The organism is Microcoleus sp. B4-C1 (assembly GCF_036705285.1).
Taxonomy (GTDB): domain Bacteria; phylum Cyanobacteriota; class Cyanobacteriia; order Cyanobacteriales; family Microcoleaceae; genus Microcoleus.
Map to the genome: position 1 here is coordinate 48,788 of NZ_JAUBUC010000015.1, position 19,149 is coordinate 67,936.

Genomic DNA, 19,149 nt, shown 5'->3' on the forward strand with positions numbered 1-19,149 from the left:
ACTCCAACCGGAACTCCGACTCCCACGGAAACTCCAACCCCAACCGGAACTCCAACTCCGACTCCCACGGAAACTCCAACCCCAACCGGAACTCCAACTCCGACTCCCACGGAAACTCCCACTCCCACGGGAACTCCAACCCCCACGGACACTCCAACTCCCACGGGAACTCCGACTCCGACTCCAACCGGAACTCCGACTCCCACGGAAACTCCGACTCCAACCGGAACTCCGACTCCCACGGAAACTCCAACCCCAACCGGAACTCCAACTCCGACTCCCACGGAAACTCCCACTCCCACGGGAACTCCGACTCCCACGGAAACTCCAACCCCCACGGGAACTCCGACTCCCACGGAAACTCCAAATCCCACGGAAACTCCGACTCCAACGGGAACTCCGACTCCAACGGGAACTCCGACTCCAACCGGAACTCCGACTCCAACCGGAACTCCAACTCCCATCGGAACTCCGACTCCAACCGGAACTCCGACTCCCACGGAAACTCCGACTCCCACGGAAACTCCAACCCCAACCGGAATTCCGACTCCCACCGGCACTCCGACTCCCACCGGAATTCCTGTTGACTCTGACAGCGTTCAAGGGGGCGATACCGATTGCATTTGCGAACAGATTACCCTACCCGCGATCGGTTCGATTCCGGGCCCGAATTCTGTCGATCGCACTTTCAATGGCACTGACGGCGACGACTTCCTCATCGGCAGCAATCTCAACGACGTTATCAGCGGTTTCAACGGCGACGACGTTCTGCTGGGCGAAAAAGGCAACGACAATATTTACGGGGCACTGCCCACCAATATCCCCCTTGGCCCGAATGCAGACAAAGACTTGCTGTTTGGCGGCAGTGGCAATGATTACCTCAACGGGGCCGGCGGCGACGATCGCATTTTCGGGGGTAAGGGCGATGATGTGGCGATCGGCGGCAAAGACGATGACTTGATTTGGGGCGACAAAGGCAATGACACTCTCGTTGGGGCTCAGGGTAACGACTGCTTGTTTGGAGGCAGTTTTGACCCGTCGGGCCCTGATTCGACTGGACGCGATTTGCTGTTTGGCGCTGCTGGCAACGACTTCTTGAATGGGGGAGATGCTGCGGATACTCTAAGCGGCGGCGAGGGCAATGATACTGTTTATGGCGGCAAGGGCAATGACGTTGTGGTGGGGGGTACTGGCAACGATCGGCTGTTGGGCGATCGCGGCAGTGATAGCATTTGTGGCGACGATGGGGACGATACTATTTTCGGAGACAGTGCGATCGACTTTAACGGCGAGGCAGATTCCCTGTGCGGCGCTGCTGGCAACGATCTGATGTTTGGCAACGGCGGTTCCGATAAACTGTGCGGCGATGAGGGCAACGATACTCTCTACGGCGGCAAAGGTGACGATTGTCTGATTGGGGGTTTGGGAAATGATATTCTCAACGGCGGCATTGGGCGCGATCGCTTTGTTTTAACAGCAGGTGAAGGCAGCGATCTAATTACTGATTTCACAAAAGGTGAAGATTTGTTGGTGTTAGCGGGTGGTCTAACTTTTGGTCAACTTAGTATTACCCAAAACGCTAATGCAGCTTTCATCAGGATTGGTGAGAACGGTCAACTGTTGGCTGCTTTGAATGGAGTGCAAGCTAGTGCGATCGGTCTGAATGATTTTACCATCTTCGGGTAAGCACAAATTAATTAACTAAGGTGCGGAGTACGCACCTTAGTTAATTATGTAGGGTGCACAGCGCGTAGCTTGCCACTATGAGCAGTGTATCAAATCACTTTTTGCGTCCGGGAGTGCGATCGACAATACTCCAAGCTTTTGCTTGACACTGCTCTGCACTCCCGGTATTATTTTAGTAATAAAAATGACTTAAAAAAGCCACTTTACGGAGAAACTACTGACAGTGTATTTACGTAAATAAAAATTAAATGTAAAAAAATTGATAGTAGTTGGCAGCTAATACATAATCATCTCAAATTTAGGTGCATCTAGATGGGACAGATAATTATTAACGAATTCCGGCGGGACGGGCAATTCCAGGGGAATGAGTATGTGGAACTGCTGTTGACGGAAGATGTAAGCGCAACTCAGCTTCAGAGCTATTTTGTAGGCGACTCAATTGGTGCAACAGCACAGAAAAATTCTGCTTATCAGTTCAGGAACATGGCGAGTATTGCTCCTGTATTCAAGGCAGGAACCATAATTGCGATCGGCGGTTCAGGTGTCATTCCTACTGATGATATTAACTACAACCCCGTTGCCGACGGAAATGATGCTGATTGGAACATTCAATTGCTGATAAATAACGCTGCTGGCGGTACTTATCTCAATAATATCTTAGTCGGAACTAACGCTTTTGGTGGGGATTTTGCAGCCTCAGATATTGTTTGGGTAGATACTAGCAGTGCGGGAATTACTTCTGTTGATTCCCTCGCCTGGAGGAGTCCAGGAACAGGAACACACGGAGCCTTTGGGAGTGAGGCTAAGGTGCAAATTTTAGCACCACCCAACGGGGGTAATGTTGAGTTTTCCAGCGCTATTGGCGGCATCAACAGAACTGCTAGTTATACTATAGATAGTCCCGGCACCTTGGGTTTGCCCAACGGCGGAATTAACAGTATTTATATTAACAGTCTCCGCAACCGATCGGTTAACATTGCTCCCAATTTGGCAACTCCTAATGTTAATCCGCCGATCGCAATTAATGAAGATATACCCAGCGCCGATAACACAGGCTTTAGTATTTTTAACCTCACTAGCGAGTTAGGAAGTGACGCTAATGGCGATCCTTTGGGTGTCGCAGTCACCGCTGCAGACAATACTAACGGTAACTGGCAATTTTCAACAGATGGCAATACTTGGACAAATTTCGGTGCAGTGTCGGAAACTTCAGCAACAGTGCTCGGTCCGACTCCTCTTTATAATGGCTTACTTGGTAACACTCCCAGTTCTCAAAATTGGCTGTCTTTGACTAACTCAAATTTTGCTTCTCCTACCGCTACAGCTTCAGAATTTTTTAGCGGTAATGGAGTTAATTTAAACAGCAGTGCGGACAATAGAATTTATGCTGGCTATACAAAAAATTCTTTAAATCCGTCATTTCCACCGCTCGATCGCACTACAGGCTTTAGCTTGTCTTTTAATCTCCAAATTATCTCGGAATCCCGCACTAATCAAGATCGGGCAGGTTTTAGCATTGTTGCCGTTACTAGCGATCGCAAAGCCATTGAAATCGGTTTCCAGCGGCTATCTGAAAACTCTGGCAATATCTTCGCACAAGGCGACGGCATTACTCCCAACCCAGGCGGACAAACAAACGGCTTATTTGTTGCAGCAGAGAATGTTGCTTATAACACCAATATTGCTACTAACTACACTCTCAGAGTTCAAGGTAACAAATACTTTCTTTCCGATGGCAGCGCTATCATACTAACCGGCCCGCTGCGCGATTATTCAGGATTTAGCGACCAGATAGATCCTTACGAAACTCCTAATTTTCTATTCCTCGGTGACGGCACTACCTCGGCGCAAGCTAACATCAACCTGACGCGGGTTTCCCTGCAAACGCCTGCGAAAGTTCGGTTTGTACCCAACCAAGACTATTACAGTACCGCTGGAAGCAAACCAACAATTACTTTTCAGGCGTGGGATGGAAGTAACGGAGTGGGTAACGGTACTGCCGGCGTCAATGCTTCAGTTACTGGTGGAACAACGCCGTTTAGCACTAATAGTTTAACAAGTTCGATCGCAGTTAATCCAGTCAACGATCCACCTTCGTTTGTCAAAGGGGTCGATCGCACTCTCAGCAGCAATTCGGGGCCACAAACCATCCCCGGATGGGCGACTGCGATTTCTCCAGGCCCTAACGAATCAGGACAAACTGTGGCTTTTCAAGTGGTAGGGAATGATAATGCTGCTTTGTTTAGTGTACAACCTGCGATCGACTCGGTGGGGACGCTAACCTTTACACCGATGCCGGGGGCGATCGGCAGTGCTAATATCACTCTGAACCTGAAAGATAATGGCGGTAGAGAGAACGACGGGCTCGATACTTCTGATACCCAATCGTTCATTATCAACCTCACCAATCCAGGCACATTTAATTTCAGCAACGCCAACTACAGCGTTAATGAAAACGGTCAATTTGCCACAATTACCGTTACTCGCACTGATGCTAATGTGGCTGCTGCTGTCAGTTACAGTACAAGTAATGGCACTGCTAATGCTGGTAGTGACTATAACCAGAAATCGGGAACATTAAATTTTGGCATTGGCGAAACTACTCAAACTTTCACGATTCCAATTGTGGATGATTCAGAGATAGAAGAGAATGAAACTGTTAATTTAACTCTGAACAATCCCACTAACAAAGCAGATTTAGGAGCAATTTCTAGTGCTGTTTTGACTATTGTAGATACAACTCCAACTCCGACGCCGACGCCTGCGGAAACTCCAACTCCCACGGGAACTCCGACGCCGACGCCTGCGGAAACTCCAACTCCCACGGGAACTCCGACGCCGACGCCTGCGGAAACTCCAATTCCCACGGGAACTCCGACGCCGACGCCTGCGGAAACTCCAACTCCCACGGGAACTCCGACGCCTGCGGAAACTCCGACGCCAACTCCGACTCCGACGCCTGCGGAAACTCCCACTCCAACTCCCACGGGAACTCCGACGCCGACGCCTGCGGAAACTCCAACTCCAACTTCCACGGGAACTCCGACTCCGACGCCTGCGGAAACTCCAACTCCAACTTCCACGGGAACTCCGACGCCTGCGGAAACTCCAACTCCAACTCCGACTCCCACGGAAACTCCGACGCCAACTCCGACTCCGACGCCTGCGGAAACTCCAACTCCCACGGGAACTCCGACGCCTGCGGAAACTCCAACTCCCACGGGAACTCCGACGCCTGCGGAAACTCCCATTCCGACGCCTGCGGAAACTCCGACGCCAACTCCAACTCCGACGCCTATTTCCACTGCGACGCCAATTCCGACACCGACGCCAATTCCTGCGGAAACTCCCATTCCGACGCCTGCGGAAACTCCGACGCCAACTCCAACTCCGACGCCTATTTCCACTGCGACACCAATTCCGACACCGACGCCAATTCCTGCGGAAACTCCCATTCCGACGCCTGCGGAAACTCCGACGCCAATTCCGACGCCAATTCCTGCGGAAACTCCGACGCCTGCGGAAACTCCGACGCCAATTCCGACACCAATTTCGACATCTGGAGAAACTCCAATCCCAACGGCTAAACCTGGGGAAACACCGATCGCAACTGACAATTCGATCGCCCCAACCACATCTCCATCAACCGAAACCCCCAAACCTTCGCTAATTCCTGCTGCTTCGGAAGACTGTATGTGCGATCGAATCACTTTACCCGATCGCAATTCCATTCCCGGCCCGAATATCCCTGAAAATACCCTCAACGGTACTGACGGTAAAGATACTCTAACCGGCAGCGATGTTAATGACATCATCAACGGTTTCAACGGCAGCGACTTGCTAAAGGGCTTTCTCGGCAACGACAATATTTACGGCGGCTTTGCTAGCCCAGTTGCTGTGGGCGCGGATGCAGACAGCGACACCATATTTGGCAACGAAAATAACGACTATCTCGTCGGCCACGCTGGGAATGACCTTATTTATGCGGGTAAAGATCATGATGTGGCGATCGCAGGCAAAGATAATGACATAGTTTGGGGCGACAAAGGCAGCGATACCTTGCTTGCCGATGAAGGTAATGACAGTTTATTTGGCGGCACTTCTGATGCGTCTGACGGTGGCTTGACCGGAAAAGATTTGCTTTTTGGCAATAACGGCAACGACGTTTTGTACGGACAAGAAAGCGAAGATACTCTCAGCGGCGGCAAGGAAAATGATACCTTACATGGTGGCAAAGATAACGATATAATTTGCGGCGATTCGGGCAATGATTTGCTGTTTGGAGAGTTGGGAAATGACACCATCTGCGGCGGCGAGGGCGAGGATACGATTTTCGGAGATAGTGACAATATCGCGATGGATGCTACCAGTCAAAAAGATTATTTGTGCGGCGGTAGTGGCAATGATTTAATTTATGGCAATGAAGATGCCGATCAATTGTGCGGCGGTGACGGTAGCGATACTCTGTACGGGGGTGAGGGTGATGATACTTTGATTGGGGGAATTGGCGACGACTGGTTGAGGGGAGACTTCGGAAACGATACGCTGCAAGGGGGAAGCGGGCGCGATTACTTTTTCTTGACTGCGGGAGAAGGCCGCGATGTCATCGCTGATTTTACGCAAGGTGAAGATTTATTAATTTTGACGGGAGGGTTAACGGTCGATCGACTCAGCATAGTTGAAGAAAACACTACAACTTTTATCAAAATTGCCAACACGGATCAAATCTTAGCTAGCCTAAAAGGTGTGCCAGCTAATCTCATCACTCAACAGGATTTTACAGTAATTGGACTACCTGGTTTGTAGATAATATGGAATCCGGTTGTATCAGAACGATCGCTAATATCATGTCCGATCGATTAACCATAATATCCCGGTGGGGGCGGGTTTTTGAGATGTCAATTATTGGTAGGTATTGTTGGTGAGGGGAACCCCTACAAAAATCGCGATCGCTCGACTTGACATGATATTATATCATGTCCGGTCAATTAACCATGATTTCTGTAGGGGCGGGTTCGCCAAGATATTGAATAGAAACCGGAAAATCTGTAAACCCGCCCCGGCCTTTAATCGCGATCGCTCGACCGGACATGATATGAGACATTATTTCAATCTTTCGTATAGCGTCAGCAAATAGTCATATTGCATTGATTTCTCCTCTCTAAAATTAATCCACGCTGCCTTCGCAAGGCACGCTAGGGCGATCGGGAGGACTGTAGAGTCAAACACAATATTGGTAGTAGACTTGGGATTAAGTTAAAACTGTAGGGGACGCGCGCACCCTACAGTTTCTCGTTTTCAGGCTCGGCTTTGTATTTAAACCGGAACCAGAGTCGGTTCCAAAGTTGCCACTAATTTGAGATTGTACTCATATTCAAAACACGGCTTTTTATAATCCAAACTCCACAGTTCCAGAGCGCAATCATCTTCGGGATTGAGCGGGTGCAACCGTAAGTGAAACTCTCTCACTTCCGGGCGGTGTTCGCATTTAAAATTAGAAATTGCGCCAATCTGACGCCTATCTAAAGCCACAGCTAACCGCAGAAAAGGATGCAATTTACTGACGAGTTCCCGGTATTTTTTTGGAAGAACAATAAAATTTTCGTGCTTCTTTTTAGGAGGATTTTTCCGGTGATAGCGAGCCAAATTGGCAATGACTTCAATCTCTGTTTCAGTGTAGCCCAATAACTCACCATTGCGAATTAAATAGTAAGAATGCTTGTGGTGCGCTGAATGGCTGACGTATAAACCGCAGTTGTGTAGAATTGCCGCAGCCCACAGCAACTCGCGTTCTTCGGTTCCCCAATTGTGTAGAATTCCTTGAGTTTGGTCGAATAAATTGAGAGTAAATGCTGCGGTTCTTTCGCTTTGTTCTAAATTGACTTGATATTTGTTAGCCATGTGGAGAATGCTACGCTGGCGGATTGAACCTTGATAGCGTAAGCGGTTTTCAATTAAACCGTGCGCCAGCATCCAGTCAACAATTACGCCTTCTCTCAGAGACCGATCGCACACAGTCAGCGATTCAATTCCTAATAGTATCATAGCTTCCTGCAAAATCAAAGCGCCTGCCAGAATAATTTCCGCCCGCTTGTCCGACATTCCAGGAATTGCCAACCTTTCGGCATAAGAAAGTTTGCGAAAGCGATTGACTAAATCGCGTAAATCTTTTAAACTTAACTGATATCCGGCTAGCGGACTCGGAACAGTTCCCAACTTTTCGCGAGCGTTAATAGCAGCCAGAGTTTCGATGGTTCCAGCAGTGCCAATCAAGCGCAAAGGTTCGCCCTCATGGAATTGAGATCGCAATTCGTCGATCGGTCTTTCCAGCGAAATCCGAATATAAGCTTGCAAATAAGCAAACTCCTCCTTGCTAATCGGGTCAGTTTTGACAAATTGTCCTGTTAAGCGAACAGCACCAATTTTTGTACTGGTGAGACAGCGAGGCTCAGAACTGTCTCCTAAAATCAACTCCGTAGAACCGCCCCCAATATCAATAATCACCTGGGACTGATTGTTAAACTCCATACCCGAAAGAACGCCCAGATAAATTCTCCGCGCTTCTTCCTGACCGGAAATCAAACTAACATTCAGGTCTAATTCGTCAGCAACTTGTTTGAGAAAATCTCGCCCGTTAGGGGCTTCCCGAACCGCACTGGTAGCCACAGCGATAATTTGTTCAGCATTGAAAGTTTTAGCAATATCTAGAAAACGGCTCAGAGTGGCGATCGCCCTTTGCATAACCTCGGGCTTCAAGCACCCTGTCTTAACCTCACAATCGCCCAACCGAACCGTATCTTTTTCTCTAGCAATAATCGTAAACGCAGGCAATTTCGGATCGATCCGCGCCACCACCATGTGAAATGAGTTAGTACCCATATCAATAGCAGCAATAATGCGATTTGACTCCGCAGACGGAAGTGAATTAACCATTGGAGTATCGGGGTTGACAGATATTTATGATTATTTCACGAATCCAGTTAGGCATTCTATTAAATTAGCAAAAATTTGGAATTGCTGACTGGGCAAGACTTTCACCTGTTTTAAATTTCGGCAGAAGTATGCTCGCCAACAGAGATAGTAAGTGATTGTGCCTAAAATTTGATAAAATCTAGAGTTAAAAATATCAAATCTAGAATTGAAATGCTTACACAGCCCGATCGCCAACCCGAATCCACATTGCTAACCGTCGTGAGGCTTTTGAGATGGGACAAACCAGCAGGAAGGCTGATTTTAATGATTCCAGCCCTCTGGGCGGTCTTTTTAGCAGCCCACGGGAGGCCGCCGACAGCATTGGTGGGCGTGATTGTGTTGGGAACCCTAGCCACGAGTGCGGCGGGATGCGTCATCAACGACTTGTGGGATCGCGATATCGATCCCGAAGTAGAAAGAACGCGATCGCGCCCCCTAGCATCCCGCGCCCTCACCGTGCAAACTGGAATAGGAGTTGCTTTAATTTCCTTTGCTTGCGCGGCGATTCTCGCTTTTTATCTCAATCCTTTAAGCTTCTGGCTGTGCGTGGCTGCCGTACCAGTAATTATCTGCTATCCGCTAGCAAAAAGATTTTTTCCAGTGCCGCAATTAGTGTTATCAATTGCCTGGGGTTTTGCAGTTTTAATTAGTTGGAGTGCCGCCGTTGACGAATTAGAATTAGCGACTTGGCTGCTGTGGGGTGCAGTCGTGTTTTGGACGATGGGATTTGATACAGTTTATGCAATGAGCGATCGGGAAGATGATTTGCGTTTGGGCGTGAATTCAAGCGCTATTTTTTTTGGTGATAATGCGGCTAATGCTGTGGGTTTTTTCTTTGTTGGTACTGTCGGTTTGTTAGCGGCAATGGGGATGAATCTGCACTTGCACATTGGTTTTTGGATGGCAATTTGTGCGGCGGCGATTTTGTGGTTTTTGCAGTACAGTCAACTCCGAAATGCGGATCTTCCTAAGCTTGTTTACGGTCAAATCTTTCGCCAAAATGTTTGGGTGGGTTTTGTCATATTAGCGGGGATGATTGTTGGGGAGATTTTTTAGTTTTTTGTAGGGCTTTTCCCGCCGGAAACGGGTGTGAAACTCGAATGATTGAAGTTTGACAGAAGAGGTTCAAATCGATTTAAGCCTGAAAGCCTGTATCTCTCTGCTTTGTATCCAAGTCTCGCACCCCCGCACATCCCCGGGGATGTGCGATGGTTTCTTCATCTTTTTTCAGGATGATTATACATAAATATACTTAGTTATTAATCTAATTGGATTAGACTTTTCAGAGATGTTACTGATGCGCTGGCTTATAAAAACTGATATTATTTTTGTCTATGAGACGAAATTATACTGAATTATTGGAGTATAAAAAACTACGTCTTTTTGTCTGCAGGTATGGAAATTGGTTACAGGCAACACTTTCACCGGAAGAAAATAAATGTCTAACGATGCCATTTCCTACTCGTTATTAAACACTCAGTGTAAAGTTTCATTACAAAACGCATAAAAACTCCGGCGCACTTCTGATAGATATATAGCGGCGGAAAGTTAAGCGAGTTTAACGACTTTCTAACCTTTTGCTGATTAAGTTGAAGTCGCGTGTCGTTACGCGGATTTGCGGCAATTGCTTGGCTGTGTCGGCTGATTTTTTCCATAGAATTTTATCAATAAAGGTGCATCATGTCTAATATATCGATCGGCAATCTGAACGACAACTATTTCTCTATCGACTTCGCAGGTAAAACTGACCCCACAGACACCTATCGTTTTAATCGACTCAATACCGGCAGCTTTCGAGTTACGGCTGAAGGATTTAGTTCCATTGTCGGGATGCAGCTTCTCGACAGTCAGGGAAAAGTCGTCAAAGATATCGAAACAAACGGCACAAATTCAGGAACTTTTAGCATCGATAATTTGGGCGCAACCAATTATGCGCTCAAAATTTCCGCACCTTCGGGCGATACAAATTATCAAGTTAGTTTAACCCCAGACGGCAAAGTTGACCCGCTGACAGGTTTAGGGGTAGACTCCGGCTTTTTCGCTACAGATTCCACGGGACAAGTTGGCTTTGACTGGCTGCACGACGGCGGCAATTATCAAGGTGAAGTTGCCATTTTCAGCGTGCTGGGAATGGAGGAATTCACCCCTGGTTCTCAGGAATTTATCAAAGAAGCAGCAAGACGATCCCTGACCAATTCTACCTTTGGTCACGTAGTAATTTCTGACCCCAAGGTGCAAATCCACTATTTAATGGCAGTTTAGGAGAGGGAAATTATAACGAAGGGCAGTACAGCGGCGCGAAAACATTTCCGATGAAACCGGGAGAAGCTTTTGCGGTGATGCTGGTGCCAAATGGTACGGTGCAAGATGTGTTTAAGAATCCCGGTGCCGGCGGTGACAAACGCCCGCTGTTGTCATTATCTAGCACTAATCCAAATGATGCTTGGTTGTACGGTCAAGTAGCAGATGTCACTGGCAAGGGCAAGGCATTTGCAATGGAAGATCAGCGCGTCGATCAGGGCTCAGATAAAGATTATAACGATTTGGTTTTCAATTTAACAGGCGCGACGGGCAAAGCAGTGTCGATCGACAAAGTGATCGATCCAAGTAAAGATTGGACTAAACTTGATGGCGGCAAGAAATTGATCGATTATGTCAAATCAAAGCTGCCGGTTGTGGAACCGCCTGTTGCTGTAACGCCACCGATTGAGACAAAACCGCCTGTTGCAACAACGCCACCCGTAACAACGCCACCTGTGGAGACAAAACCGCCTGTGGCTGTAGCGCCGCCTGTGGAAACGCCACCGATTGATCCAAAACCGCCGGTTGCTGTCGCGCCTCCTGTGGAAACGCCTCCTGTGGAGACAACGCCGCCAGTTGCTGTAGCGCCTCCTGTGGAAACGCCTCCTGTGGAGACAACGCCGCCGATTGCTGTCGCGCCTCCTGTGGAAACGCCTCCTGTGGAGACAAAACCACCTGTGGCTGTCGCGCCTCCTGTGGAAACGCCACCGATTGAGACAAAACCACCTGTGGCTGTCGCGCCTCCTGTGGAAACGCCACCGATTGATCCAAAACCACCTGTGGCTGTCGCGCCTCCTGTGGAAACGCCACCGATTGATCCAAAACCGCCGGTTGCTGTCGCGCCTCCTGTGGAAACGCCACCTGTGGAGACAACGCCACCTGTGGAGACAAAACCACCTGTGGCTGTCGCGCCACCGATTGAGACAACGCCACCTGTGGAAACGCTGCCTGTGGCAACGCCGCCTGTTGCGACAACGCCACCTGTTGCAACGCTGCCGACCCCTCCAACACCACCCGTGCAACCGCCTACGATCGCCCCTGAACCACCTCTAGTTGGACTTGAGCCGATCGACGATCTGTCGCAGCCGATCGACCCGGAACCGCCTATTGAAACCGTATTACCGATTAGTTCGCCGCCAGAAAATCGCGCCTTTATCGGCATCATCGATACTGGGTTTGCGCCGAACAATCCCGATTTGGATTACTCTAAAGTGACTATGGGGCGCGATCGCATTGACAAAGACAGCAATCCTTTGTTTACTGCTGGCACTGGTAACGAACACGGCACATTTAGCTGGGGTTTAGTGAGTGCGATTCAAGGCAACGACAAAGGCATTGATGGCTACAACGATAAGGCAAATGTTTATCTAAGTCGGGCAATTGGTTCTGGGGAATGGGATTTAGCTTTAACTGATTTTGTGGGTGAGGCGAAGGCACAAAAGAAAAAGAATGCGATCGCACTTCTTCCCCTCGATTTAACTCAGAAAAATGCTGATGGCAGCATTACCACTCGTTACGAATTTACACCCAGAGAACGTGCTGCATTAGAAAATGCGCGTCAGAATGGAGTGCTGTTAGTTGTTGCGGCTGGGAATGACGGCGGTGTGATGTCTGTTTTGGGTCAATCTTCCCAGGAGTTTGAGAATATTCTCACGGTTGGTTCATCTGATGGATTTGGGCGATCGGATTATTCCAGCTATGGCTATGGTTTGGATATTTTAGTGCCCGGAGGTGCGATCGACAATCCGACTTTATCGACAGTTGGCGATGATTTAGGCACGATGGCGGGCACTTCTGTTGCCGCGGCCAAGGCGGCGGGGATGGCGTCTAAGGTTTGGGAGAGTAATGCCGATTTGAATCCTACCCAAGTGATTGACATTTTGACGGGAAGTGCGATCGATTTGAAGGAGCCAGGATGGGATAAGGAAACGGGTTTTGGGGTGGTGAATTTGAATAAAGCTGTGCAAGTGGCCAAGGAAACAGCGCCGCAAGCTTATATTCCAACACCTTTCTCGAATCCGACAACTTGGGGTTTAGATGCACAAGTTAGCCCCTGGGAACGAGCCGTTAATTTGAGTGGTGTGACGGATGGGGGTAAAATTGCTGTCCAGATTAACGGTGGTGTTAATATTCGTCCCACTGCTGATACTTCCAGTGCTTCTGTCGGTAAAGTCAGTCCTGGGACACAACTGGAATTTGACTACCAGACTCAAGGTGAATTAATCAACGATCCTAATGGTGAAGGTAGCAGTGATGTCTGGTATCACCTGGCAGATGGTAGCGGTTTTGTATCTGGTTTGTACGTCACCAATGTCCAAGATATCCCCTCTACACCGCCAATTGACAATCCCGTGCAGCCGCCGATTGACAATCCCGTGCAGCCGCCGATTGACAATCCCCTACAACCGCCAATTGACAATCCCGTACAGCCACCAATTGACAATCCCGTGCAGCCGGCGCCTAATTCAATTTCTCTCAACGGGCGCACCATTGGTGGCAATTTCTATCCTGTTTTCCAGAATTCTAAAGGAACGCTGGGTAATCCGACTTCTGATGTCCTCACTTCTGGTGGTGTCAGCTATCAACTATTTGACAAAGGGTCGATCGTCAGCAGTAAAAATGGAACTTTCCCCCTTTATGGTGCTATCCGTCAAGCATTCTTGAATACAGGTGGATTGGATGGCTGGTTGGGCGCTCCGAAGAGTGGGGAAAAGGGGTTGGGGAATGGGAATCTTATTCAATACTTTGAGAAGGGCTATATCTACTGGAATGGAGGTAAGGCGACGGCTTACAAAGAAGGTACTGGTTTGCCATCTGTATCTGTTCCACCTAATCAGCCAATCTCTGGCAAAGGTAATACAATTCGCACAGGTGAAGGAGGAAATTTCTTTCCCGGTATACTTTCAAGCATTGAGAAAGACTACAATGCCATTCGCAAAAACTATGAGGATTCTCTGCCTGTATCAGGTAAAGGCTTTGAACCATTGGGTCAATTCCGTCCCAGTGATTTTGATGATCATTGGTGGGATTTACATACCGGAAGTATCAATCTCTACAAGCCAGATAACAATAGTATGACGGCTGATTCAGTTCACAAGGAGCTTAATAAGCTTGTTCCGAATGAAACTGTTAGTCAAATCTACCAAGCTTTATCAGATAAAGCTCTTGGTGGTGTAAAGACGACAGCTTCTTCTGGCTACGTATATGAACAAGACTACACCACTAATTATCAACAGATTCACTCTGGAATTGATATTGGTACTGATGGTGTAGACAAATTACCCGTTTATTCGGTTACAGATGGAGTTGTTGTCGGCATTGAAAAGGCTTACAAGGGTGTAGGCGATCTAGTGATCATTAAAGAATTAAATACCGAGCGCTACTGGATGTATCTTCATGTAAATGTCGATCCATCACTTCGTGTTCTAGGTAGTATTCTTCCAGATGGTACTATCTCAAATGGTATTATCTCAGCAGGTAAAACCCTTGCTAAAATTGCGCCTACATCCTACACAGGATTAGCTCCACATTTACACCTGACAGTCGCCAATAACTCACAGCCTACTTCTGTTCTAAATGCTTATGACGAGACAACGGTTCTAGGTAGAACTGTTAGCCCCTTACAGGCTTATTGGGAGTATAGGAATCGTTGATGACTGATTTTATTCTCTGCTTTTCAGGGGGGTAGGGAAGGTTTTTCGGGAGAGGCGATCGCTCATCATTCATCAAAAGAGCGATCGCCCTTCTTACATCTGCGTTAATCTGCATCCATCTGCGGTCAAAAAAGAGCGATCGCCCTTTCTAATAATTCAGAAGGGCGATCGCTATTTGGAATGAATTTGCGATCGCTTTTTTGCGGTTCATTAAAAGAGCGATCGCTTCTACTTGTAGGATGGAATAACCGCTTGCATCTCCCAATTTTCATGACCAACCCCATCCAGCAAGAAGCCCGCCAAATTCTCGACACTCTCGCCTTTACCCCCTTCGATCGGTGCCATCCCCTCAGCCGCGACTTCGACACCATTCCTGCTAAAGTTGGTTTGTACGCCTTTCGACATCGCACTGAAGGATTGCTCTACATCGGCAAAGCCAAGAACCTCCGCGATCGACTGCGAGGTGGTCACAAAGCCTTCCTCTGGGGCTGGCTCTATCGCTACGATCCAGATGATGTAAGGATTGCCTTTGTTACCCTCAACCAATGGCAAAAACCAGGGTTATTATATGAATTAGAAACCCTCATCCTTCAAGCTACAAATCCTCCCTACAACGTTAAAATCCCCAGAGAACAATGACTCAAACACTTAAGATCCAACACTTGCCACCAGAAGCTATTCATTCGCTGATGACTTATTTACCTGACTATGTGAAAGTCGCTTTGATGGCAAAAGCTACGCAGCTAGAATGTTCTCTGGAAGCTGCGATCGAAATGGCAATTGCTAGTTTTCTAGACTCAGAAGCTTTCAGCTTTGAAGATTGCCTATTATCGCAACGTCTTAAGGAATCAGAATTGGTAGAATTTCCCCAAAAGAAATAGGGTGCGATCGCCCGTTTTACAATCAATCATGGCGATCGCCCTTCTTGAATCCACGTTAATCAGCGTCCATCTGCGGTCAAAAAAGATCGATCGCCCTTTCTAATAATTCAGAAGGGCGATCGCTTTTGCTGAATTTATGATATAATTACCCATCAGTTACAGCTACACTTGCCCACTTCTTTTGATATAAAGGAGTAAAGCCCGTGAAAATAGAAGAATTACTGCAAAGAAAAGGGATTATTCACCGCGATCCAGAAATTATGAGCGGTGTCCCCGTATTTGTCGGCACTCGCGTTCCCTTAAAGACTTTTTTCGATTACCTGGAAGGTGAAAGCGGTTTCGCAGAATTTATTAATGATTTTCCTTACCTAGAAAGTCAGGCAATTAAAGTGCTAGAAAATCTTACTAAGATGATGCTGTCGCTAGAAAGTGATTCCAATGCTTATATTGCTTGATGAAAATCTCTTGAGTCAAAAACTTAAGCAGCCTTTCTTAGATGAGGGTCATTCAATCAGCAATGTTTATGACATGGGGTGGAGAGGGCTAAAAGACCGGGAAATTCTGGATCGATCGGAGAATCATCCTTTTGATGTTTTTATCACCGCCGATAAAAATCTTCCCTATCAACAAAATTTAGCAATTCGTGTTATTACAATTGTGGTGTTAGATTCTAGCAGTACGAGACCCGACCATCTTGTACCTTTGATGAGACAAGTTAGCACTATGATATTGTCGCTACCAACGGGTTCCGCAGTTCGCATTAATGATACTGGGGATGTGGTTTCCATTAGTCCTTGATCGATCGCCCTTCTTACATCCGCGTTAATCTGCGTGCATCTGCGGTTAAAAAAAAGCGATCGCCCTTTCTAATAATCCAGAAGGGCGATCGCCCGTTTATAATCAAAATGGCGATCGCCTCGTAACCTATTGATTATTTCTTCTTTAAAAGCTTGAAAATTACAAAGCAAACACGATTCTGAGAGCTAGATCGATTTTTACGATCACCTCTGGTTCAAGTTCACCTCGGATATCTACCCCACGAGAACCATAATCAATAGGGCGCGTTTGCAAACAATCAGCAATAGATTTTTTTGTTAATCCATTTCTTTGAGACGGTTCAATCTCTACATTACTTTTAATCTTGGCTTTTTTTTCACTCCAAGCAGTAATTGGAACAACCTGGATTACAGGAACTCGCTCATTATAAGTATTGTTGGTCACAACAACACAAGGTCTAATTTTCCCCGTTTCAGAACCCTTTGTTGGATCGAGATTAACTTCAATAATTAAACCGCGTTTCAATTTTATAGCTTCAGCCATTCTTCTAAACCTAATTCCGTCAATTCTTGCAAGTCTGTATCTTCCTTATAGATTTCTGCATAGAGAGCAGCGGATTCTTCCAATCGCTCCGCTTCTAATGCTAATTCCAGGCGTTTAATTGCGATTCTTACTACTTCATTTGCGTCTTTAAATCCATACTTTTGACAACTTTGGAGAAATTTTATCTGAGATTCATCCAGTTCAAATGTTTGCTCTTTCATCATAGTAAAAATTCTGGAAAGCTTTGGTGTATTACTCTTGAAAACTAGGATAAAATAAACTGCCAATTTAATGATAACATACATTTCCCAAAATTCCTAAATACCAGTCGATCGCTCTTAATCTGTCTCATCAACATTATCCAAGATATCTTCGATGTCCCGTGCCCCGTGAATCACGCGCAAAATTTCTACCTCTGAGTCTATCAGACGGGAGAAAATCAGATATCTTCTAAAACCTTTAATAGCTTGTTGTCGCACATCGATTAAATTAGGATGAGAAAATTGACAGCGTTTTCCCATTTTTGGCGTTTGTGCTAATTGTTTAAATGTTTCTTCGGCCGCGACAATAAAGCGATCGGAAGCATCCATATTATCTTCCACAATGTAAGTGGCTAATTCAATCAAATCACCGATAACTTGCGGACGTTTTTGGAGCGAGGTCATTTTTCTCCCTGCAACCCCTGATTCTGGGAAATACGCGATCGCACAGCTTGACGAATCTCCATCCAATTTTCCTCCGTCATCGCGGTAGGATTTCCCGATTCCAAACCCTCTAATAACATCGCTTCCAAACGTTCTGAAGCTTTGCGTTTTTGGTCTTGGCGAATTAACTCACGAAAATACTCGCTAGCTGTACTATAACACCCTTGGGCTACCTGTTCTTCTATATAAGTTCGCATTGAGTCAGGCAGAGAAATATTCATGCTTGTCACTGGTATTACTTACCTCATTTAACTCGTTATCTTATTATGGCAGATTTTGCCATTTTATGTTAAGTCTCACAACCAGTAATTTTTTAAGAAGAAATTGGGAAGATCGATCGCCCTCGATCGACCAGACTCAAAAAGGATCTCGCCCATCATTCATCAATCATGGCGATCGCCCGTTTTATAATCAAAATGGCGATCGCTCAAAATCTTTCCCATTCACAACCAATGAATCCAGCCGCACAAAAACTTCCAGATTTGACAGGACAAACCTTATCAGAAGCGATCGCCATACTGGAAAGTTACGGCTTCCAATTTCAAACCAGCACAAAAGGTGGCTATCAAACCTTTGAACATCCAGACGGCAGTATCATTCATATTAGACCAAATGGTGAAATAGTCCGTACAGGGCCTCATATACGCGGGACGGAGGGCAAAACTTACCGTCGTAGATACAATAGAGATGGAAATCAAATAAAATTTGAACCAGGGGCTAAGACACATAATACCGGAGAAAAAGTGATTCTATGACAACCGATCTCGCACTCAACCTCAAAACCTTTTTAGAAGACTTAAAAAGTGCCGATTTAGTAGGAGTTTCACTCCGCCCTCAAAATCTTGGCTTGCGTTTAGACTTCACCTTTGGGCCCGAAGTGGGAGATGTAGCGATCGAGTTCGATCGCATTCTTCACCTAATAATTTCTCGCCCCATCAATTCCGATGATGAAAATTACTGTTTTTGGGTAGGAGAAGTCGAACTCAGAAAGCTTGAAGAAAAGGCTGAAACTTTCTTATCTTCCCTGTCCTATCCTTTCACTTTTCCGGCTAATTTAGATTTATCTGCTTTGAGTCATTTTCGGTTGGAAGGGGATATTTTTATTGAAATAATTTGCGAACACTATAAGATTTTTCAGGAAGTTAAAAATTAACTCCTATTTTTTAAGCTTTATGAATCACAAGAGCGAGATCCCTTCTTGCATCCGCGTCAATCAGCGTCCATCTGCGGTTAAAAAAGAGCGAGATCCCTTTCTAATAATTCGGAAGGGCGATCGCCCAGGCCGACCAAAACCAGTACACTACCATCAAAGCCAAATCTCTCAGCGGTATAGCAGCGCTGTACCGAGAACCGGGAGAATTTGACCAAGCCCTGCAGCACCATGCAGAAGCAATCGAAATACTCGATCGAGCCAGCGCTAAATTAGACCGAGCCGAAGCTTGCTATCAACTAGCACTAACAGAACAAAAACTTGGTAACATCGAGAAAACTCAAGAAAATTTTGAGCGCGCCATTCAACTGTTCAGCGAAATGGACGCCAGCAAACAAGTAGAAAAAGTACAGTTAGCTGCGACCCAAAAAACTGAAAAAATACCTAATTAATTCAGAAATAAATCCGAAAATAGATACAAT

The 19,149-nt window shown here is 46.6% G+C and carries 18 protein-coding genes; 12 read left to right on the plus strand and 6 right to left on the minus strand.

The features are described 5' to 3' along the window. On the plus strand, positions 1 to 1,686 hold a 1,686-nt coding region (locus tag QUB26_RS08700; protein ID WP_333317539.1), incomplete at its 5' end, for a calcium-binding protein. A gap of 312 nt (positions 1,687 to 1,998) precedes the next feature. Beyond that, positions 1,999 to 6,492 (plus strand): choice-of-anchor Y domain-containing protein, encoded by a 4,494-nt coding sequence (locus QUB26_RS08705; protein WP_333317541.1) that lies wholly within the window; start codon positions 1,999 to 2,001, stop codon positions 6,490 to 6,492. A gap of 510 nt (positions 6,493 to 7,002) precedes the next feature. Here QUB26_RS08705 and QUB26_RS08710 read toward each other — a convergent pair. Next, the gene (locus QUB26_RS08710; protein ID WP_333317543.1) at positions 7,003 to 8,619 is read right to left on the minus strand and encodes a Ppx/GppA phosphatase family protein; all 1,617 of its coding nucleotides are present in this window, start codon (positions 8,617 to 8,619) and stop codon (positions 7,003 to 7,005) included. Positions 8,620 to 8,829: 210 nt separating this feature from the next. On the opposite strand from QUB26_RS08710, the gene QUB26_RS08715 reads away from it, so the two are divergent. From QUB26_RS08715 to QUB26_RS08725, 3 genes are all read left to right on the plus strand, one after another. Beyond that, a complete protein-coding gene (locus QUB26_RS08715; RefSeq protein ID WP_333238696.1) occupies positions 8,830 to 9,714 on the plus strand; it encodes a 4-hydroxybenzoate solanesyltransferase in 885 nt (294 codons plus the stop codon). A gap of 624 nt (positions 9,715 to 10,338) precedes the next feature. Continuing rightward, complete coding sequence (locus tag QUB26_RS08720; protein WP_333317545.1) at positions 10,339 to 10,920, plus strand: hypothetical protein; 582 nt, start codon at positions 10,339 to 10,341, stop codon at positions 10,918 to 10,920. A gap of 50 nt (positions 10,921 to 10,970) precedes the next feature. Beyond that, on the plus strand, positions 10,971 to 14,612 hold the full coding sequence (locus QUB26_RS08725; RefSeq protein ID WP_333317548.1) for a S8 family serine peptidase: 3,642 nt from the start codon (positions 10,971 to 10,973) through the stop codon (positions 14,610 to 14,612). A 125-nt stretch (positions 14,613 to 14,737) separates the two neighbouring features. Here QUB26_RS08725 and QUB26_RS08730 read toward each other — a convergent pair whose 3' ends face one another. Beyond that, the gene (locus tag QUB26_RS08730) at positions 14,738 to 14,884 is read right to left on the minus strand and encodes a hypothetical protein (protein WP_333317550.1); all 147 of its coding nucleotides are present in this window, start codon (positions 14,882 to 14,884) and stop codon (positions 14,738 to 14,740) included. Here QUB26_RS08730 and QUB26_RS08735 point away from each other — a divergent pair. From QUB26_RS08735 to QUB26_RS08750, 4 genes are all read left to right on the plus strand, one after another. Further along, positions 14,883 to 15,251 carry a GIY-YIG nuclease family protein gene (locus QUB26_RS08735; RefSeq protein ID WP_333317553.1) on the plus strand — a complete coding sequence of 123 codons (369 nt, stop codon included), beginning with the start codon at positions 14,883 to 14,885 and terminating at the stop codon, positions 15,249 to 15,251. The genes QUB26_RS08730 and QUB26_RS08735 overlap by 2 nt on opposite strands. Beyond that, positions 15,248 to 15,493 (plus strand): hypothetical protein, encoded by a 246-nt coding sequence (locus QUB26_RS08740; RefSeq protein ID WP_333199539.1) that lies wholly within the window; start codon positions 15,248 to 15,250, stop codon positions 15,491 to 15,493. The genes QUB26_RS08735 and QUB26_RS08740 overlap by 4 nt, the downstream gene beginning before the upstream one ends. Positions 15,494 to 15,696: 203 nt before the next feature. Further along, complete coding sequence (locus QUB26_RS08745; protein ID WP_333238704.1) at positions 15,697 to 15,948, plus strand: DUF433 domain-containing protein; 252 nt, start codon at positions 15,697 to 15,699, stop codon at positions 15,946 to 15,948. Then, positions 15,932 to 16,291: a DUF5615 family PIN-like protein gene (locus QUB26_RS08750; RefSeq protein WP_333317555.1), complete on the plus strand. Its 360-nt coding sequence runs from the start codon at positions 15,932 to 15,934 to the stop codon at positions 16,289 to 16,291. The genes QUB26_RS08745 and QUB26_RS08750 overlap by 17 nt, the downstream gene beginning before the upstream one ends. A gap of 159 nt (positions 16,292 to 16,450) precedes the next feature. Here QUB26_RS08750 and QUB26_RS08755 read toward each other — a convergent pair whose 3' ends face one another. From QUB26_RS08755 to QUB26_RS08770, 4 genes are all read right to left on the minus strand, one after another. Next, positions 16,451 to 16,813, minus strand: a complete 363-nt coding sequence (locus tag QUB26_RS08755) for a type II toxin-antitoxin system PemK/MazF family toxin (RefSeq protein WP_333238708.1) — start codon at positions 16,811 to 16,813, stop codon at positions 16,451 to 16,453. After that, a complete protein-coding gene (locus QUB26_RS08760) occupies positions 16,798 to 17,037 on the minus strand; it encodes a hypothetical protein (RefSeq protein ID WP_333238710.1) in 240 nt (79 codons plus the stop codon). Before QUB26_RS08760 ends, QUB26_RS08755 begins: the two co-directional genes overlap by 16 nt. A gap of 114 nt (positions 17,038 to 17,151) precedes the next feature. Further along, the gene (locus tag QUB26_RS08765) at positions 17,152 to 17,478 is read right to left on the minus strand and encodes a type II toxin-antitoxin system RelE/ParE family toxin (RefSeq protein WP_333317558.1); all 327 of its coding nucleotides are present in this window, start codon (positions 17,476 to 17,478) and stop codon (positions 17,152 to 17,154) included. After that, positions 17,475 to 17,738 (minus strand): type II toxin-antitoxin system ParD family antitoxin, encoded by a 264-nt coding sequence (locus tag QUB26_RS08770; protein WP_333317560.1) that lies wholly within the window; start codon positions 17,736 to 17,738, stop codon positions 17,475 to 17,477. Before QUB26_RS08770 ends, QUB26_RS08765 begins: the two co-directional genes overlap by 4 nt. Before the next feature lie 168 nt (positions 17,739 to 17,906). Between QUB26_RS08770 and QUB26_RS08775 the strand changes: the two genes are divergently transcribed. The 3 genes from QUB26_RS08775 to QUB26_RS08785 all read left to right on the plus strand — a co-directional run bounded on the left by QUB26_RS08775 (position 17,907) and on the right by QUB26_RS08785 (position 19,119). After that, the gene (locus QUB26_RS08775) at positions 17,907 to 18,272 is read left to right on the plus strand and encodes a PASTA domain-containing protein (RefSeq protein WP_333055262.1); all 366 of its coding nucleotides are present in this window, start codon (positions 17,907 to 17,909) and stop codon (positions 18,270 to 18,272) included. Next, complete coding sequence (locus QUB26_RS08780; protein ID WP_333317562.1) at positions 18,269 to 18,670, plus strand: hypothetical protein; 402 nt, start codon at positions 18,269 to 18,271, stop codon at positions 18,668 to 18,670. Before QUB26_RS08775 ends, QUB26_RS08780 begins: the two co-directional genes overlap by 4 nt. Before the next feature lie 245 nt (positions 18,671 to 18,915). After that, positions 18,916 to 19,119, plus strand: coding sequence for a tetratricopeptide repeat protein (locus QUB26_RS08785; protein ID WP_333238863.1), 204 nt, complete (start codon positions 18,916 to 18,918; stop codon positions 19,117 to 19,119). Positions 19,120 to 19,149: the final 30 nt, after the last annotated feature.

Excerpts from the sequence above, each read along its gene's own strand:
- QUB26_RS08705 (WP_333317541.1), top strand. The coding sequence starts at position 1,999 with ATGGGACAGATAATTATTAACGAATTCCGGCGGGACGGGCAATTCCAG.
- QUB26_RS08710 (WP_333317543.1), bottom strand. The coding sequence starts at position 8,619 with ATGGTTAATTCACTTCCGTCTGCGGAGTCAAATCGCATTATTGCTGCT.
- QUB26_RS08715 (WP_333238696.1), top strand. The coding sequence starts at position 8,830 with ATGCTTACACAGCCCGATCGCCAACCCGAATCCACATTGCTAACCGTC.
- QUB26_RS08720 (WP_333317545.1), top strand. The coding sequence starts at position 10,339 with ATGTCTAATATATCGATCGGCAATCTGAACGACAACTATTTCTCTATC.
- QUB26_RS08725 (WP_333317548.1), top strand. The coding sequence starts at position 10,971 with ATGAAACCGGGAGAAGCTTTTGCGGTGATGCTGGTGCCAAATGGTACG.
- QUB26_RS08735 (WP_333317553.1), top strand. The coding sequence starts at position 14,883 with ATGACCAACCCCATCCAGCAAGAAGCCCGCCAAATTCTCGACACTCTC.
- QUB26_RS08730 (WP_333317550.1), bottom strand. The coding sequence starts at position 14,884 with ATGAAAATTGGGAGATGCAAGCGGTTATTCCATCCTACAAGTAGAAGC.
- QUB26_RS08740 (WP_333199539.1), top strand. The coding sequence starts at position 15,248 with ATGACTCAAACACTTAAGATCCAACACTTGCCACCAGAAGCTATTCAT.
- QUB26_RS08750 (WP_333317555.1), top strand. The coding sequence starts at position 15,932 with ATGCTTATATTGCTTGATGAAAATCTCTTGAGTCAAAAACTTAAGCAG.
- QUB26_RS08755 (WP_333238708.1), bottom strand. The coding sequence starts at position 16,813 with ATGGCTGAAGCTATAAAATTGAAACGCGGTTTAATTATTGAAGTTAAT.
- QUB26_RS08760 (WP_333238710.1), bottom strand. The coding sequence starts at position 17,037 with ATGATGAAAGAGCAAACATTTGAACTGGATGAATCTCAGATAAAATTT.
- QUB26_RS08765 (WP_333317558.1), bottom strand. The coding sequence starts at position 17,478 with ATGACCTCGCTCCAAAAACGTCCGCAAGTTATCGGTGATTTGATTGAA.
- QUB26_RS08770 (WP_333317560.1), bottom strand. The coding sequence starts at position 17,738 with ATGAATATTTCTCTGCCTGACTCAATGCGAACTTATATAGAAGAACAG.
- QUB26_RS08775 (WP_333055262.1), top strand. The coding sequence starts at position 17,907 with ATGGCGATCGCCCGTTTTATAATCAAAATGGCGATCGCTCAAAATCTT.
- QUB26_RS08780 (WP_333317562.1), top strand. The coding sequence starts at position 18,269 with ATGACAACCGATCTCGCACTCAACCTCAAAACCTTTTTAGAAGACTTA.